The following is an 18,308-nucleotide window of genomic DNA, read 5'->3' on the forward strand; positions in this document are numbered from 1 at the left end:
TTTTTCTGCATATTCTTGATTCTGTCGGACAAACTGATGTAACGGTTTAGTCAGAGAATAACATCCGGAGGAATCGAATATGCGAACAAAAGTAGATCTTTGCGGCTTAGATACATCGACTTTGCCAATTTTAAAGCACGAGGAAATGAAGGAACTCTTCATCCGTTTACAAGCAGGAGAAACAGAGATTCGTGAAGAGCTTGTAATGTGCAATTTAAGGTTAGTGCTCAGTATTGTCGGGCGATTTGCCTATAGGGGTGAACAGGCAGATGATTTATTTCAGGTAGGCTGTATTGGCCTCATGAAAGCCATTGATCATTTTGATTTAAAGCATAATGTACGATTTTCAACATATGCTGTACCAATGATCATTGGAGAAATTCGTCGCCATCTGCGTGATCATCATGCACTACGTGTTTCTCGCTCACTAAGAGATATTGCGTACAAGGCGATGCAGGCAAAAGAGCAATGGATAACCGATAATTTGCGAGAACCAACGATTGAAGAAATTGCTGAAATGATTGACATGAAAAAGGAAGATGTTTTATTTGCTTTAGATGCCATTCAAGACCCAGTTTCATTACAAGAGCCAATTTATTCAGACGGTGGAGACGCTGTTTATATGATGGACCAATTACGTGATGATGATGTATCGGAAGATCAATGGGTTGCCTACGTGTCGGTGAAAGAAAGCTTGCAAAAGTTAGATGAACGTCAGCAAATGATTGTAGCAAAGCGTTTTTATTTTGGTGAGACACAAACTGAAATTGCAAAGGAACTGGGGATTTCTCAAGCGCAAATTTCACGTCTAGAAAAAAATGCAATAGAAACGATGCAGAAAGATTATAAGTAAGTAGACAATGCGCACCCGAGATTTCGGTGCGCATTTTATCTTCATTTAGTTAGAAAAACGCTTACTGAGCGACAGTCAAAGTGATAGCAACGGGTACATTTATTGATGGTTCAATTGATTTAGGAGGGGTACAGATGCGTTTCTCAAATTTACAGCAAAAAGAAGTTATAGAAGCAGGTAATGGACGTTTTTTAGGGTTTGTTGTAGATGCAGAGGTTTCAAAGGAAACAGGCTATGTAACTGCTTTTATGATAGCAGAGCCTCGTAAGTATCTTGGGTTTTTTAGGGGAGAAGATTCAGTTAGAAAAGTTTATATGAAAGATGTGCTTGTTGTGGGAAAGGATGTCATCCTTGTGAAGGCACTATCATAAAACGAATGTTTGTGCTGCTAGTTCATATAAATAGCCAATCTGCGACTATTTTTACCTCAGTTGCGTACGAACAGCACAAATGTACTTTACTAATAGGTCAGGCTATTTATTGATAAATAAAGCGTTGCTTGTTACAATAAAAGAAACTAATGTTGCAAAGTTGGGAAAAAAGTGACGAAAATCTTAACAAATTTATACAAAATTACTGAACAAATACAAGCAGCACAAAAAAGTGCAAATCGTGAACACGATAATGTTCAAATTATAGCGGTGACTAAAGAGGTTTCTGTAGCAAGAACGCAAGAAGCGATTGAAGCGGGGCTAATGCATGTAGGAGAAAATCGCCCTGAAGGTTTAAAACTTAAAATTGAAGCGATTCAAGCTGATGTACATTGGCATTATATTGGTTCACTTCAAACACGTAAAGTGAAACAAATCATTAATGATATTGATTACTTACATTCATTGGATCGATTGAGCTTAGCTGAAGAAATTGAAAAAAGAGCAAACAAGCCTGTAAAATGCTTTGTACAAGTTAATGTATCAGGTGAAGAATCTAAGCATGGTTTAACAGCCGAAGAGACTATAACTTTTATCGAATCTTTACAAAACTTTACGAAAATTCAAGTTGTTGGTTTGATGACAATGGCACCAAATACAGAGGACGAAACAATGATTCGCTCTGTTTTTAAGCAATTAAAACAATGTCAACAGCAAATAGCCGAGCGAGGATTCGCACACGCACCTTGTACCGAGTTATCAATGGGCATGTCTAATGACTTTGAAATAGCGGTAGAGGAAGGAGCTACATTCGTTCGAGTCGGAACGGCTCTTGTTGGAAATGAAAGAGGGGAACAGGATGAGCATGAAAAATAAAATCAAAAACTTCTTTTATCTTGAAGAAGAATTAGAAGAAGAAATCACGCAAGCTCCTATTCAACAGCAACAACCCGTGCAACAACAGCCGATTCATGCAGCCAACTCTAAAAAGGTCATAAAAGAACGTAAGGCACCGATTCATGAAATTGTACCACAAAGCGCGTCTGCTAATAATATTGTCAGTTTACAGGCAGCTATGAATTCTAAAGGAGCAAAAGTGGTATTAGTAGAACCGAGAGTTTATGCAGAGGCCCAGGATATTGCGGAAAACTTAAAAAACAAACGTGCTACAATTGTCAATCTACAACGTATAGATCGTGAGCAGGGTGTACGAATTATCGATTTTTTAAGTGGCACGGTTTATGCACTTGGCGGTGATATACAACGCATCGGTAAAGATATATTCCTATGTACACCAGATAATGTAGAAGTATCTGGCGAAATTTCAAATTTTATTTTAGACGATAATTAAAAGCGAGGATTGTAGTTTATATGACTTTTTATATAATTATGTATTATGTGTCTATAGCATTTAAAGTGTACTCTTTTATGCTAGTTGCATATATTTTAATGTCTTGGATACCCGCTGCACAAAACTCAGCAATTGGTCGGATGCTTGAAAAAGTATGTGAGCCGTATTTGGGGATTTTCAGAAAGTTCATTCCTCCAATCGGTATGATTGATATTTCTCCTATTGTGGCAATTTTCCTATTGAATTTTATTCAAAATGGGCTTTTTATTGTGATTCAAAAAATATACTTAATGTTTTAGCTGGAAATCCTCACAGTTGGTGAGGATTTTTTGTTTAATAGGGAAATACTAGGTATGGCATCTATGGAAGAAAGTTAGAAGAGGTGGGTATATGGAGCATTTAATTCAACATTTTAGGAAGGACGAGCAGCCTTTTATCGAACAGGTAGTGAGTTGGCAACGTGAGGTAGAGGATCGTTATGCTCCAAAACTGACTGATTTTTTAGATCCAAGGCAACGATTCATTGTGACATCCATTATTGGGCAGGATGAAGCAGCCCTAAAAACGATGAGTGCGGGCCTTTTTCATGAGGCTGAACGTCAGCGTATGCTAATCTTTCCATCGTATTTCGAACCGCAATTGGAGGATTTCCAACTAAGCGTGTTTACCATACATTATCCTGCTAAGTTTATACAATTACGTCATCCAGATGTTTTAGGTGCATTATTGTCTTTAGGTTTAGATCGCGCTAAATTTGGTGATATTCGCGTCAATGAGCAACAGCTTCAATTTGTTGTCGCTGATGAGGTTGCAGATTATGTCCGACTCCATTTAACTGGCATTGGCAAAGTCAAAGTGCATGTGGAATCGATTAAAGAGACCGAGTCCCTCATTGAAAATGACGATGAATGGGTGGAAGAATCCCATACGGTTTCTTCAATGCGTCTAGATGTTATTATTGCAAGTGTGTTAAAGGTTTCGCGCCAAAGGGCACAAGCACTTATTACTGGTAAGAAAGTAAGGGTAAATTGGACTGAGCGAGAGGCTGTTGCTTTCGAATTACAAGAAGGCGATATTTTGTCCGTAAGAGGAAGCGGTCGTGTGAAAATTGTTATGACAGAAGGTCGTACAAAAAAAGATAAAATTCGCTTGCAAATCGGTCGATTGGCCCAAAAAAGCTAAAAATCAAGTAAATTTCATTAATTTTTACTGCTAAGTTGTTGGAACAATTGTATAATAGGAAGAACGAATGTACATGTAAAGGAGAGAAGGATTGTATGCCATTATCACCTATTGATATACATAATAAGGAGTTTACAAAATCTTTTAGAGGTTATGCAGAAGATGAAGTAAATGAATTTTTGGATCAGATTATTAAAGATTATGAGATTTTATTGCGTGAAAAAAAGGAAGTCGACAAGCAGCTAGAAATGGCTGTAGAACAAGCGAGATATTTCAGCTCATTAGAAGAAACATTACAAAAATCAATTGTTGTGGCTCAAGAGGCCGCTGATGAAGTGCGAAGAAATTCACAAAAAGAAGCAAAGCTAATTGTGAAAGAGGCAGAGAAAAATGCCGATCGCATTATTAATGAGGCTTTAACAAAAGCACGTAAAGTCACGATTGAAATTGATGAGTTGAAAAAACAATCAAAGGTTTTCAGAAATCGTTTTAAAATGCTTGTAGAAGCCCAGCTTGATTTACTAAATGCTGATGATTGGGATCATTTGTTACAATATGATATAGATTTAACGGAAATTCAATCATCTGTTGAAGAAGCGCAGGAATCAGACGAAGTTTAAGAAATCGACCTCATTGAGTGTTTATAACGGTCTGTAGAGTTGACCAACATCTACTTACTATTTGTTTAACTTGACGTTAATGATGGATTTTCATATACTATGGTAATAGTAATTATTTAGAACAGATATGCATACAGGCGAAGATGGAGACAGTATTTGTTAGGCGTAGTGAAGCGATTTGGGGATAGTGGGAGCCCAAACATTCAAATAACAAAGAACATCACTCCTGAGCTGAATAACTGAACGTTTAGTAAGTTATTTCGGAGCGCACGACGTTAACGTGCTTTCAAGAGGTAGTACTTTTATGTACTGCAACTAGGGTGGTACCGCGAGTCAAGCTTCTCGTCCCTTTTTAGGGATTGAGGGGCTTTTTTGTTTGTTTGCAAAAAAAGAGGAGGAATTACAAATGGTTGAGTATAAAGAAACCTTATTAATGCCGAAAACGAATTTCCCAATGCGCGGAAACTTGCCGGCCAATGAACCGAAGATGCAAGACAAATGGAATGAAATGGACATCAATAAACTGCAAATGGAGCGTACGAAAGATCGCCCAGAGTATGTGTTGCATGATGGCCCTCCTTATGCAAACGGTGATATTCATATCGGCCATGCTTTAAATAAAGTGCTAAAGGATATGATTACACGCCATCGTTCTATGACTGGCTACCATGTTAACTACATTCCTGGTTGGGATACACATGGTTTACCTATCGAGCAAGCGTTAACAAACAAAGGTGTAAAGCGTAAAGAAATGTCGGTTGCAGATTTCCGTAAATTATGTGAAGAATATGCTTATGAACAAATCGACAACCAACGTGTACAATTCCGTCGTTTAGGTGTTCGTGGTGACTGGGAAAATCCTTATATCACATTAAAGCCAACTTTTGAAGCTCGTCAAATTGAAGTATTCGGTAAGATGGCGGAAAAAGGCTATATTTACAAAGGCTTAAAGCCAGTATATTGGTCACCCTCTTCTGAATCAGCACTAGCAGAAGCAGAAATCGAATATAAAGATGTAAAATCAGCATCTATTTATGTAAGCTTTGCCATTAAAGATGCAAAAGGTGTTGTACCAACAGATGCGAAATTTATCATCTGGACAACGACACCTTGGACAATTCCAGCGAACTTAGGAATTTCTTTAAACCCAGAATTTATCTATGTAGTTGTAGCAGTAGCAGATAAAAAATTCATCATTGCCAAAGAATTATTGGAAACAATCGCAAAAGAGCTTGAGTGGGCAACTTATGAAGTTCTACAGGAAGTAAAAGGAGAAGCGCTAGACCGCCTTGTCGCACAACATCCATTCTATGATCGCGAGTCACTTGTCATGGTTGGTGAGCATGTAACAGCTGAAGCTGGTACTGGTTGTGTTCATACAGCTACTGGACACGGGGAAGACGACTATAATATTGGTAAATTATATGGCTTACCAATCCTTAGTCCTGTTGATAATCGTGGATGTTATACAGAAGAAGCTCCAGGCTTTGAAGGTGTCTTCTATAATGATGCGAATAAAATGGTGACAGAGCGATTAGCAGAAGTCGGCGCATTAGAAAAATTAGACTTCTTTACGCACTCTTATCCACACGATTGGCGTACAAAAAAACCAGTTATTTACCGTGCGACACCACAATGGTTTGCGTCAATTGATGCTTTCCGCGATGAGTTACTGGCAGCTGTTAAATCAACAACATTTACACCAACTTGGGGCGAAACACGTCTTTATAACATGATTCGTGACCGTGGGGACTGGGTTATTTCTCGTCAACGTGCATGGGGTGTGCCAATTCCAATTTTTTATGCAGAAAATGGTGAACCAATTATTACACCAGAAACAATTTCACGTATTTCAGCATTGTTCCGTGAGCATGGCTCAAATATTTGGTTCCAAAAGTCGGCAAAAGAATTACTACCAGAAGGCTTTACACATCCAGGAAGCCCGAACGGTGAGTTCACAAAAGAAAACGATATTATGGACGTATGGTTTGACTCAGGTTCTTCTCACCAAAGTGTGCTAGTTGAACGTGGAATGAAATATCCTGCTGATTTGTATTTAGAAGGTTCAGACCAACACCGTGGTTGGTTTAACTCATCATTAATTACATCAGTAGCAATTAATGGCTACGCACCTTATAAAGGTTTACTAACGCATGGTTTCGTGCTTGATGGTGAAGGGCGTAAAATGAGTAAGTCACTCGGCAATGTCATTATTCCGCAAAAGGTAATGGATCAATATGGTGCAGATATTTTACGTTTATGGGTAGCATCTGTTGATTACACGGCCGATGTACGTATTTCAATGGATATGTTAAAGCAAGTTTCTGAAGTATACCGCAAAATTCGTAATACATTCCGTTTCTTACACGGAAATATTGCCGATTTCAAACCAGAGACTGACCGCGTAGCATATGCTGATTTACGTGAAATGGACCAATATGTATACATGCGCTTGCAAGACGTCTTAAAAACTGTGCGTGCTGCTTATGATCGCTATGATTTTGCAGCTGTCTACCATACAATCAATAACTTTGTCGCTGTTGAATTATCTTCATTCTACTTAGACATCGCAAAAGATGTTGTGTACATTGAAGGGCATGACAATAAAGATCGTCGTGCAATGCAATCAGTCATTTACGACACATTAATGACATTAGTAAAAGTAATGACACCAATTATTCCACATACAACAGATGAGGTTTGGTCTTACTTACACGAGCAAGGCTTAGTAGATGAAGTATCTGTTCAATTAACAGATTTACCAGAGGTTGATGAGCAAGAAAACTTCGAAAGCTTGCGCATGAAATGGGTATCAATTATCGATGTACGTGATGATATTCTAAAAGCATTAGAGGAAGCACGAAATGCCAAAACAATCGGTAAATCTCTAGAAGCAAAAGTAACAGTTTATGCAAAAGAACATGTTTTAACATTATTGAAAGATGCAAATATTGATTTTGCACAACTATCAATCGTATCTGACTTTGAAGTAGCACCATTTGAAGCAGCGCCTGCTGAAGCATTAGCTCTTGAGCATGCATCCATCGTTGTTGAAAAAGCAACAGGTGAGAAATGTGAGCGTTGTTGGTCAATTTCGCAAACAGTAGGTACGAACGAAGCGCATCCAACGGTTTGCGCACGCTGTGCAGAAGTAGTGGAAAAGTATTACGTATAAAAAGCTAAAGTAAATACGACCATCCTTAAAGAGATGAGATGCATTCGATCTTAAAGAGTTAGAATTATTCACTTGGATGAATTTAGAAATGAGCAGCGCGATGTTAAAATCGGCTGCTCATTTTTTATTTAAATAAAATTTCCTTTGTATTGCGGTAGTCGGTTGGTGAAAGTCCAACGTATTTTTTAAAAGTAAGGCTGTAATAATTAGGCGTATTAAAACCAGAGCTTGCGGAAATCTTTTCAACGGTATAATCGTATTTTCGTAAAAAGGGGAGTGTTTTAATAATACGTGTAAAAGCTACGTAATCTACGAAATTGCGGCCCGTTTCTTTTTTAAACAATCTGCTAAAATGGGTGGAACTAAAGTTAATGTATTTAGCAACATCACTTATGACAATCTGTTCATCATAATGCTCCTCTATATATTGGATGGCTTTTTGAAGCTGTTCATGCTTCGTTAAATCCTCATAAAAACGGATATGAATATTATCAACGGGTGGTTTTCTTCGAGCCTTTCTTGCTTGACTATAGGACTCCTTGACTTGTAGTGATTGCCGAAATACCCCACCGACCCCCATAAAAAGATGAATACTATAGTCTTTTTTCAAAACCTCGATAACCTCATGCAAACAATGCACGCCCTCAGCCCAATGTTTAAAAGAAGTATAGTCATTGGGAATACGCATTAATAGTAATAAGTAACGTTCAAAATTTAAAAAAGACAGAGGAGCCTTATCAGCAAAATATTGCCGAAACACATTAGAAATCACCGAACTTGCATCATCAGTTACTTGGCTGTGGTCATTAACATCCATGTATCCTTGAATTAAAAAGACAAGGTTTGGTATACAGTCGGTTGATAAAAATGCAGCAGCTTGTATAATCTCTTGTTCATTATCGATTTCACCACGAATAAGACGTCTCAAAAATGCTTCTCTAAAAGGAGACGTATGGTCTAGCGAAATTTGCTGTGATAGTTCAAGCATCGTAAGTGTATGTGCCTGCTTCTCTTTAGAGGATGTATAAAGTTTTTTTACGGTTCGTAAAAATTTTTGCTTCTGCAATGGTTTTATGAGAAGTGCTTGTAAATTTAATTCAATTGCGATGCCAGTCGAATAGGTTAAGTGTACTGCAACAATTGGGACAATAATACTATTAGGATAGTTTCTCCTTAAACGATTGACCTTTACCCAATCAAATAAGCGGTTAATTTCATAGACGAAAATTGCCACTTCGTTAGTAGCTGGTTCTTCACAAACAACAAACGTATTCGGCAAAAATTCCTCTAACCAACCGATCATGTGCTGTTTTTCAACTAAATTCTCAACGTACCACACAACGTTTAAAATGATCAATAGCTCCCTTCTAATTGCAAAAAATGAAAAAGGAATAATAGAAATATTTTAACTTAATATAGTACTTTTTTGTACTAATACAGCAATATTTTGTAACTATATTATTTTCTAAATAGAATAGAATAGTTGTAGTAAATAATAATTTGAAATTTCAGATAATTATTTGCGTAAACAAAGAGGGGGTTAGTAAGATGGCAGGGAGTCATGATTACGATTATGTTGAAGCAGGAACGATCGATGTAAAAGATTTACCACCATTAGATCCAACAACAAATAAAATTATGAAAGATGAGTTTAAAACGGGTTTTGGTTTAACCGTGTTGTATTTTATTTTTATTTTTAGTATTCCGGTTATGAACTGGTTTGTTCCTGAATTCGCTTTTAAGAAAATATGGGGCGGTATGACAGTCACTTGGTTTGTAACAACGGTCGTTATGATGGCAATGGCCTTCGTAATTGCCTATGTGCATACGACATTGTATGAAAAACGCTTAAAGAAGTACGAAACGACAAATAAATAGTTTGACTAAAAGGGGGTATGTTGAATGATTGAAGCCTTACTAGAACCGAAAATGCTGTTAACAATTGCGCTAATGGGGACAATTGTCTACATTACGTATTTAACAAAAAGAAATACAACTGCGTCTGATTTCTTCGTTGGGGGACGAAGCTTCGGGTGGTTTACCAATGGCTCAGCAATTGGAGGAGATTATTTAAGTGCAGCTACATTCCTCGGGATCGCTGGTTTAACTTTTCAACTAGGCTATGATGGTGCATATTATGCATTTTGTTTCTCAATTGGTTTAACGCTTTTAGCTATATTTGTTGCAGGACCATTAAGACGTTTTGGTGCATTTACAGTAGCAGACTTTTTAGCTTACCGTTTTCATAGCCGAAGAGCACGGCTAGCGGCAGTTTTAGTCGTATTAGCTATTTCAGGATTCTATGCAGCACCTCAGCTTTTAGGCGCAGCTCAAATTCTAAGTATGTTCTTTGGTACTTCCTATGAATTCGGTATCATTTTTACATGTGTTGTTATGATTTTCTATGTAGGGATAGGCGGTATGAAAGGAACAACTATTAACCAAGCATTGGAGCTTTGGATTCGTCTAGGTGCATTTATAGTCATGTTGATCGCTGCAATGTACGGAGGTTTACATTACGATAAAATTTTAGCAGCTATTCATTCTTTCAGTGGTCCTATTACAGGTACGTCACCATATGCCTTAGATGGAAGTGATGTTAATTTTGACGGTGCGGCATGGACTGGGACAGGCTTTTATTTCCCGACCTTCTGGCAAACAATTAGTATGACTATTGGATTAGCGTTAGGTACTATTGGTCTTCCACATATTTTATTGCGCTTTTATACAAACCCTAGTGCGAAGGCGGCACGTAAATCAGCATTAATGGCAATTGGTATTGCAAGTGCATTCTTCTTACTAGCCGTATACTTAGGTGTTGTTGGTCGTGCAATTTTCATTTCTGGTACTGCAAGTGAAGAGGTAATGCGTGATTTAGTGCTTGGCGGGAACAATATGGTTATTCCAACGACTGCGCTTGCACTCGGAGGAGATTGGTTACTTGGCCTTGTTATAGCAGGGGCGTTCGCAGCCATTTTCTCGAATTTATCGGGGTTATTTATCACAAGTTCTGGTGCATTGGCACATGATTTATATGCCACTTTCATGAAAAAGGATATTACTCAAAAACAACGAGTTATTGCAGGAAAAGTGGCCATCGTGATTTTAGGTGTTCTTTACGGTGCGCTTGGTTTACTCGTGAAAGATGCATCGATTGGTCATTTAGTCGCTTTAGCGTTTACAGTTGCTGCGAGTACATTTACACCAATTTTTATTTTAGGGATTTGGTGGAGAGGTATGACAGAAAAAGGAGCAATAGCAGGCTTAATAATCGGACTTGCTGTGTCGATGTGGATGATTTTCCTTCCAGGAACGCTACCAAGTTTTTTACAATTTAAAATTCCTGGTATCGTGACAGTACCTGTTGGTTTCCTATCTGTTATTATCGTGTCCTTATTAGATAGAAAAGTGCCTGCTGACGTAAATGATTTCATGAAGCGTGTACACTCAAAAGAATCTGAAACGGTATAAGAGCTCTGCTAGCTATTTCTATTGCTGATCAAGTGATAGAAATAGCTTTTTGTTTATTATAGTAGTATCATTTCGTGCTATAATATTTACAAATTATGCTAGGAGGAGACATGTCCTATGTCAGATATACTTTCAGCTTTATCTACGACAAGAAATACTGCACAGGCATTTAGAGAAGTTAGTGCAAAATTACATATTGAGCCTTCACTTGTTTTGTTTTTTACGAGCACAGTCCATACCTTTGAACAATTAACATGCTATTTTAACGAAAAGTATCCGAATAGTGAAGTAGTGGGTGTAACAACGACTGGTGAAATTGGTCCCCAAGGATTTTCAGAGCATAGCTTGAGTGCACAAAGTTACGGAAAGGATTTCGGACAAGTACAAGCCGTGCTGATGACCAATATTGAAAAGTATCCAATTTTTGATCGTAATAAATTGTTGCAAAGTGCAAAAAAATTAGGCATTCCTCTAGAGAGTCCACAAATTGACAAAGAGGGTCTGGCTTTTATTTTTCCAACGGGCCTAGTTGCAGGAGAAGAAAAAATGCTATCTATTGTCAATTCTATCTTTCATCATGATGGTTTTCCGATTTTTGGTGGTACAGCAGGAGATGATGAAAAATTTGACAAAACAATTGTCAGCTTGAACGGTCAACTAACTGATAAAGGAGGAGTCGTTGTTTTTATCAAACCATACCTCGATTTTTATATCCAAAAAGAGAATATTTTTAAAAGTACAGGTATCGAATTGAAAATTACAAAGGCTGATCCAGAAAAACGTATCGTCTATGAAATTAATGATGAAACAGCGGCAAGTTCTTACGCAAAAGCATTAGGTGTGAGTGAACAACAATTGCCTCGTTATTTTATGAAAAATCCACTTGGACGTTGCTTTAATGAAGAATTGTTAATTGCCTCTCCATTTCGAGTGGAGGCCAATGGAGCTATTGCATTTTATTGTCAAGTGTACCAAGATGCTGTCGTGGAACTGTTAGAACCTAGGGATCCAGTTGAAACATTACAAACGACATTAGCTACATTTACTAGGCAATTTAATCGACTAGAGGGTGTCCTAGCATGTAATTGTATTTTGCGAAAATTACAGTTTCAAGAGCAACGGTTATTTCCAGCACTTAATAAAGAATTAAGCCAACTACCAAACCTAGCGGGATTTTCTAGCTACGGTGAACAGTTAAATAAATCATTAATCAACCAAACCTTATTATTGATAGGGTTTGGCAAATGATGACAGGAGAAAAAAGATGCTAAAACAACTTTTCATACGTCCTCAAGACGAACATCGTGAAGAAGCGCTTATAATGGAAATAAATGGTTTAACGAAAGAAGAGCGTGATATGATTTTAAACGGTATGTTTGATTTAATTGGATTACTGGGTACGGCGAACGAAAAAAATGCAAAAGCTGATAGTATATTTATCGAACAGATAACAGGCATCAAAAAATCACTTGCAATACAACAGCAAGCATTACATGATTCCCATGAAGGTGCAGAGCGAATGGTTCGCGAGACAGAGCATGTCCATGAAATCACAAATGTTGTAGAGGAACAGGGCAAGGAAAACATTCGTTTAGTGGCAGAAGGCAATAACAATATGACGAAGCTTTTTGGACAAATGGAAAAAGTAATGGACGTGTTCAATCGTTTAGAGCAATCAATGAAAGATGTTCAAATAGAAACAAATAATATTATGGCATTTACGAAAATGATTAGTGATATCGCTGATCAAACGAACCTCCTTGCACTAAATGCATCGATTGAAGCTGCACGTGCAGGGGAGCATGGTAAAGGCTTTGCGGTTGTAGCGCAAGAGGTTCGTAAATTGGCTGAGCAAAGTAAAGGTGCATTGGTGCACATTCGTACAAAGGTAACGGATATCGTGGGTCGAATGGAGCTACTGTCCACAACAATGGTGCAGGAAGCGCAAATTGTTAGTGAAACACAGAATATGGCAAACAATACAATGGCCTTTTTTGAAAAGATCGAACAATCAGAACAAGCGCTATTTAGCAATATGACAGCCATTCAGCAGGCAACGAATCAAACGATGTCGGAAGTAACTGCTTTCCAACTGCAAATTATGGCAATTATGGAAGCGACACAGATCTCCATTGAAGAAATTAATGAACTGTATGCCTTCTCGCAGGATAAATTTTACAATGCTAACGATATTACCTCCTATATTTCGCAACTATATTATTTAGCAGAGGCAGTGCGCCAACAGAGGCTTTCCTGAAACAGCAGGCTACAAGCCCGAGCTGTAGCTGACCTAGACCTGAGCGGTGCTTGAGACTACCCGAACGGTCCTGATTCTCACCTGAGCAGAACTTGAGACTTACCTGAGCGCTACTGACCTAGACCCTATTAGTTTTTCAGCAATATTTTCATGGTATATTAGTTATTCCTCTATAGGCTCTTATGGTAGAATAGGTAAGATGTTGAGCGAACGGAGGAATGGCTGTGTATAAATATTATGGATTGGCCGCTTTTGTGATCCTTTTAGATCAATGGACAAAATGGCTAATTGTGAAAAATATGGAATATGGTGAGCGTATTTCTGTATGGGACCCTTGGTTTGGTATTTTATCTCATCGAAATAGAGGGGCCGCATGGGGAATGTTAGAAGGACAAATGTGGTTGTTTACGATTGTGACAGTGGGCGTTATTATTGCCATCATTTACTTTTATCATAAAGAAGCTAAGGGAAAACCGATTTTCCAAGTGGGCTTAATGCTATTACTGGGTGGAGCTATAGGTAACTTTATCGACCGTTTATTTAGAGGCGAAGTGGTCGATTTTGTTGATGTGTTAATTCCAGTGATGAATTATGATTTCCCTATCTTTAATATTGCAGATGCGGCATTAACAGTTGCTGTAGTTGTCCTAATGATTGGTTTAATCATCGAAGATAAAAAAGAAAAGAAACAGGTGAAACAATGACGCAAGTAACATATACAATCGAAGAACAGCAACAAGGAGAGCGTATTGATAAGGCGCTTTCAACTGTGCAAACAGAATGGTCACGTACACAAATTGGCAATTGGGTTACAGAAGGTATTGTCAAAGTGAATGGTGAGACAGTAAAAGCGAAATATAAGGTAAAAGTAGGCGACATTGTCGAAATAACTGTACCAGAGGCAGAGCCATTAGATGTAATAGCTGAAAACTTAGACCTTGATATCGTCTATGAAGATGCGGATGTACTCGTTGTCAACAAGCCAAAGGGGATGGTAGTTCATCCGGCGCCAGGTCATTTGACAGGGACACTCGTAAACGGCTTAATGTATCATTGTAAAGACTTATCAGGCATTAATGGTGTAATGCGTCCAGGCATTGTACACCGAATCGATAAGGATACATCGGGCTTACTAATGGTTGCAAAAAATGACACGGCCCATGTATCATTAGTTGACCAGCTTGTGAAAAAAACGGTAACTCGTAAATATACGGCCCTTGTACATGGGCATATCGCACATGATAAAGGGACGATTGAAGCACCAATCGGACGTGACCAAAAAGATAGACAGAAACAAGCTGTTGTTGATAATGGCAAGCATGCGGTGACACATTTCCAAGTAACTGAACGATTTGGCGATTACACGCTTGTAGAATGTCGCTTAGAGACAGGACGAACACATCAAATTCGCGTGCATATGAAATATATAGGATTCCCCCTTGCTGGAGATCCAAAATATGGACCGAAAAAGACCTTGGATTTTGGTGGACAAGTATTACATGCGGGTATATTAGGATTTGATCATCCTTCGTCAGGTGAATATTTGGAGTTTGAAGCACCTATTCCTGCTGATTATGTCCAATTATTAGATGAGTTAAGAAATAACCATTGACGAATATTTAAAGAAGGTCTATACTAACGACAGTGAATGAACAACTTAACTAAATATTCACCTTTAATGGCAGTCCAGAGAGGCTGAGAAGGTACATGTGATAGTGTTGCAAAAAATTTGTGCTGCAAATTTTTCAACATGCTATTTGAACACGTATATAACCCTCTCAGGCTTTTCGCCTCGAGAGGTTTTTTTATTCCGTACAACGGATGCGAAACGCCGATTTGCTCAACGTATGATCGACAGGATTGAAGTGAATTTCTAACGATGGTAGTTTCGTTTAGTGACACATGACCAACAATAACTAGAAGAGGGGAGGAATTATAGTGACAAAAAATGAGTTATTAGATGGCCAATCTATGACAAGAGCATTAACACGCATAGCACATGAAATTATTGAACGAAATAAAGGTATTGATGAATGTATTTTAGTTGGCATTAAAACGCGCGGTGCTTTTCTAGCAAGACGATTAGCAGAGCGCATTGAAAAAATTGAAGGTAAAGCGATTCGTACAGGGGAGCTAGACATTACCTTATACCGAGATGATTTATCGACTAAGCACGAAAATGAGCAGGCACATGTTGAACAAGTTGATATTGCTTACGAAGTAGTGAATCAAAAAATCATTTTAGTCGATGATGTCTTATATACAGGACGTACAGTACGCGCTGCATTAGATGCAGTAATGGATTTAGGACGACCTGCACAAATTCAATTAGCAGTGTTCATCGATAGAGGACACCGAGAGTTACCGATTCGAGCAGACTATGTAGGAAAAAATGTGCCAACTTCAGGTACTGAACGTATCGTTGTACATTTACAAGAAGTAGATGGAGAAGATTGCGTCACAATTTATAAAGAAGATTAACAATAAAGTGAGGAAACTATATGTCAAAGGCAGTATTAGATATTAATGAGAAACCAACCCCAATACAATTGGTGACATTAAGTTTTCAACATATGTTTGCCATGTTCGGGTCAACCATTTTGGTACCACAACTTGTAGGACTTAGCCCAGCAATTGCCCTTTTGACAAGTGGGATTGCCACACTTATTTTCTTATTAGTTACTCAGTTTAAAGTACCAGCATACTTAGGTTCATCATTCGCCTTTATTTCACCGATTTTAATTGCTTCCAATGGCTTAACTGAAGACGGTGCAAGTGTAAGCCCAGGAAATGCAATGATAGGTGCAATGGCGGTCGGCTTAGTGTACGGTATAGTATCTTTATTAATATGGAAAACAGGTTATAAATGGTTAATGCGCTTACTGCCACCAATCGTAGTAGCACCAGTTATTATCGTCATTGGGTTAGGACTATCAGGTACAGCAGTAAACATGGCGATGAACATAAATGTAGAACAGTTAAATGAAACAACTGGAGTTGTTGAAATAGTATCTCAATACAGTACATTACATTTTTCAGCAGCGCTTGTCACATTATTTGCAGCAATTATTTTTACAGTATACTTCAAAAATATTTTAAGTGCGATGCCGATTCTGATGGGTCTCATTGTGGGGTATATTTATTCAGTCATCATCGGAATTGTTGATTTCACACCAGTAAAAGAAGCAACATTTTTTGCCTTACCGGACTTCATAATTCCAGGAGTGGACTATGAATTCAATATTACAGCAAAAATTTTACTTGCAATGGTACCAATTGTGATCGTGACGATTTCAGAACATATCGGTCACCAATTAGTGTTGGGGAAAGTAGTAAACCGAAATTATGTAAAAAACCCCGGCCTTCATCGCTCGATTTTAGGAGATGGTTTAGGGACATTAGTGAGTTCCTTTATCGGCGGACCGCCAAAAACGACATACGGTGAGAATATCGGTGTGTTAGCAATCACACGTGTCTACTCCGTGTATGTTATCATGGGAGCAGCAGTCATTGCGGTAGTCGTATCATTCTTTGGACAAGCAATGGCCCTAATTTCGACAATACCGACAGCAGTTCTTGGTGGTATTTCAATCTTATTGTTTGGTATTATCGCATCTAGTGGTTTACGTATGCTTGTTGAAAACAATGTAGACTTTGGAAACAATCGTAACATGGTGATTGCATCTGTTATCCTAGTAGTAGGAATAGGCGGTGCAGCGCTTAAATTTACTAATTCATTTGCCATTGAAGGCATGGCATTAGCGGCCATTATCGGTGTAATTCTAAACCTAGCATTACCGGGACGCGATAAAGAAGTTGCAGACTATGATTAACTAAATATGTAGTACCTTTTAATGAATTGTCCAGAGAGGCAAAAAAGGGGAAGATGTGGACAAGATAAAAGTTTGAATGCGTTCTAACTTTAACTTGTCACGCCTCCTTATGCCTCGTTGATGACATCAGCGGGGCTTTTAATTTATTTGCTTGTTGTAAATTAAAACCTCCGACGGTTGCCGCAGTTGTTTTTTACGCGAAAGCTTAGAGACAGCAGCAAATATACCAAGGGGAATTTGATATTTATTCAGCAAGTTGAATAATGAAGAACGTCATACATAGGCGTTCATGACACATAACAATGGAGGTACATGATGAAGAACTTATTATCGATGGAACATTTAACAACTGAAGAAATTAACAGCGTCCTAAATCGTGCGCAGGCTTTTGAAAATGGAGAAGCATCATCGTTATCTCGCGCTTACAACGTAGCAAACTTATTTTTTGAACCAAGTACACGTACAAAAACGAGCTTTGAAATGGCAGAGCGCAAAGTAGGTTGTACAATTATCCCGTTTGATGCTAGCTTTTCCAGTGTGACAAAGGGAGAGACAATGTATGATACAGTAAAGACATTGGAAATGATTGGTATAGATGCAGTGGTCATTCGAGCAAAAGAAGATGAGTACTACAATGAACTGCTTGAAGGCATTAATGTTGCAGTCGTTAACGCAGGGGATGGTGCTGGTCAACATCCTTCACAATCACTACTTGACCTTTACACAATTAAAAAAGAGTTTGGTTCTTTTGAGGGGTTGAATATTACGATTGCTGGCGATATATCGCATAGCCGCGTAGCTAAATCCAATGCTACGGCATTACAGCGTTTAGGGGCAAATGTTCACTTCCTTTGTCCAGAAGAATGGACAGGTGGCTTTGAAGCACATCACTCTTGGGATGATTTAATCGAAATAAGCGATGTTATTATGTTACTTCGTGTACAACATGAACGCCATAAGGTTAACAAAAGTTTTTCAAAAGAAGAGTATCATGAAAAGTATGGTTTAACGATAGAACGTGAAAAACAAATGAAGGATAGAGCAATTATTATGCATCCAGCACCGGTAAATCGTGATGTAGAAATTGCGTCGGAGCTAGTAGAGTGCGAGCGTTCACGAATTTTTGATCAAGTGCGCAACGGTGTATTCACACGTATGGCAATTGTAGAAACAATTTTAAAGGGGAGAGAATAAC

18 protein-coding genes and 1 other annotated feature are annotated in these 18,308 nt (G+C 38.3%); of the genes, 17 read left to right on the forward strand and 1 reads right to left on the reverse strand.

The genetic code is table 11. The features are described 5' to 3' along the window. Nucleotides 1-79 precede the first annotated feature (79 nt). The 8 genes from sigG to ileS all read left to right on the forward strand — a co-directional run bounded on the left by sigG (nt 80) and on the right by ileS (nt 7,552). Entirely contained in the window at nt 80-853 is a 774-nt protein-coding gene (sigG, locus tag H131_RS06750; RefSeq protein WP_010858342.1) for an RNA polymerase sporulation sigma factor SigG, read from the forward strand. A 134-nt stretch (nt 854-987) separates the two neighbouring features. Next, nucleotides 988-1,224, forward strand: coding sequence for a PRC-barrel domain-containing protein (locus tag H131_RS06755; RefSeq protein WP_010858343.1), 237 nt, complete (start codon nt 988-990; stop codon nt 1,222-1,224). A 171-nt stretch (nt 1,225-1,395) separates the two neighbouring features. Continuing rightward, on the forward strand, nt 1,396-2,100 hold the full coding sequence (locus H131_RS06760; protein WP_010858344.1) for a YggS family pyridoxal phosphate-dependent enzyme: 705 nt from the start codon (nt 1,396-1,398) through the stop codon (nt 2,098-2,100). Continuing rightward, complete coding sequence (locus H131_RS06765) at nt 2,084-2,575, forward strand: cell division protein SepF (RefSeq protein WP_036129925.1); 492 nt, start codon at nt 2,084-2,086, stop codon at nt 2,573-2,575. The genes H131_RS06760 and H131_RS06765 overlap by 17 nt, the downstream gene beginning before the upstream one ends. Before the next feature lie 20 nt (nt 2,576-2,595). Continuing rightward, entirely contained in the window at nt 2,596-2,874 is a 279-nt protein-coding gene (locus H131_RS06770) for a YggT family protein (RefSeq protein ID WP_010858346.1), read from the forward strand. A gap of 91 nt (nt 2,875-2,965) precedes the next feature. Beyond that, complete coding sequence (locus H131_RS06775) at nt 2,966-3,757, forward strand: YlmH family RNA-binding protein (RefSeq protein WP_010858347.1); 792 nt, start codon at nt 2,966-2,968, stop codon at nt 3,755-3,757. A 95-nt stretch (nt 3,758-3,852) separates the two neighbouring features. Beyond that, entirely contained in the window at nt 3,853-4,377 is a 525-nt protein-coding gene (locus H131_RS06780) for a DivIVA domain-containing protein (RefSeq protein ID WP_010858348.1), read from the forward strand. Nucleotides 4,378-4,508: 131 nt separating this feature from the next. Next, nucleotides 4,509-4,730, forward strand: a binding site (T-box leader). A gap of 53 nt (nt 4,731-4,783) precedes the next feature. Further along, entirely contained in the window at nt 4,784-7,552 is a 2,769-nt protein-coding gene (ileS, locus tag H131_RS06785) for an isoleucine--tRNA ligase (protein ID WP_036131174.1), read from the forward strand. 124 nt (nt 7,553-7,676) lie between these two features. On the opposite strand, the gene H131_RS06790 is transcribed toward ileS, so the two are convergent. Further along, nucleotides 7,677-8,909 carry an AraC family transcriptional regulator gene (locus tag H131_RS06790; RefSeq protein ID WP_010858350.1) on the reverse strand — a complete coding sequence of 411 codons (1,233 nt, stop codon included), beginning with the start codon at nt 8,907-8,909 and terminating at the stop codon, nt 7,677-7,679. Between the two features lie 191 nt (nt 8,910-9,100). Here H131_RS06790 and H131_RS06795 point away from each other — a divergent pair, with 191 nt between their 5' ends. The 9 genes from H131_RS06795 (at nt 9,101) to H131_RS06835 (ending at nt 18,307) form a co-directional block, all read left to right on the forward strand. Next, entirely contained in the window at nt 9,101-9,430 is a 330-nt protein-coding gene (locus H131_RS06795; RefSeq protein ID WP_010858351.1) for a hypothetical protein, read from the forward strand. A gap of 24 nt (nt 9,431-9,454) precedes the next feature. Beyond that, nucleotides 9,455-11,023 carry a sodium/solute symporter gene (locus tag H131_RS06800; RefSeq protein ID WP_010858352.1) on the forward strand — a complete coding sequence of 523 codons (1,569 nt, stop codon included), beginning with the start codon at nt 9,455-9,457 and terminating at the stop codon, nt 11,021-11,023. Nucleotides 11,024-11,140: 117 nt separating this feature from the next. Beyond that, on the forward strand, nt 11,141-12,271 hold the full coding sequence (locus tag H131_RS06805) for an FIST signal transduction protein (RefSeq protein WP_010858353.1): 1,131 nt from the start codon (nt 11,141-11,143) through the stop codon (nt 12,269-12,271). Between the two features lie 16 nt (nt 12,272-12,287). After that, entirely contained in the window at nt 12,288-13,280 is a 993-nt protein-coding gene (locus tag H131_RS06810) for a methyl-accepting chemotaxis protein (RefSeq protein WP_010858354.1), read from the forward strand. A gap of 224 nt (nt 13,281-13,504) precedes the next feature. Then, nucleotides 13,505-13,984, forward strand: coding sequence for a signal peptidase II (lspA, locus tag H131_RS06815; RefSeq protein ID WP_010858355.1), 480 nt, complete (start codon nt 13,505-13,507; stop codon nt 13,982-13,984). Next, entirely contained in the window at nt 13,981-14,892 is a 912-nt protein-coding gene (locus H131_RS06820) for an RluA family pseudouridine synthase (protein ID WP_010858356.1), read from the forward strand. Before lspA ends, H131_RS06820 begins: the two co-directional genes overlap by 4 nt. Before the next feature lie 326 nt (nt 14,893-15,218). After that, nucleotides 15,219-15,761: a bifunctional pyr operon transcriptional regulator/uracil phosphoribosyltransferase PyrR gene (gene pyrR / locus H131_RS06825; protein WP_010858357.1), complete on the forward strand. Its 543-nt coding sequence runs from the start codon at nt 15,219-15,221 to the stop codon at nt 15,759-15,761. A gap of 20 nt (nt 15,762-15,781) precedes the next feature. Next, nucleotides 15,782-17,113 carry a solute carrier family 23 protein gene (locus tag H131_RS06830; protein ID WP_010858358.1) on the forward strand — a complete coding sequence of 444 codons (1,332 nt, stop codon included), beginning with the start codon at nt 15,782-15,784 and terminating at the stop codon, nt 17,111-17,113. Between the two features lie 315 nt (nt 17,114-17,428). Continuing rightward, nucleotides 17,429-18,307 (forward strand): aspartate carbamoyltransferase catalytic subunit, encoded by an 879-nt coding sequence (locus H131_RS06835; RefSeq protein WP_010858359.1) that lies wholly within the window; start codon nt 17,429-17,431, stop codon nt 18,305-18,307. Nucleotide 18,308: the final 1 nt, after the last annotated feature.

Origin of the sequence: Lysinibacillus sphaericus OT4b.31, assembly GCF_000392615.1 — a bacterium.
Lineage (GTDB): Bacteria > Bacillota > Bacilli > Bacillales_A > Planococcaceae > Lysinibacillus > Lysinibacillus sphaericus_B.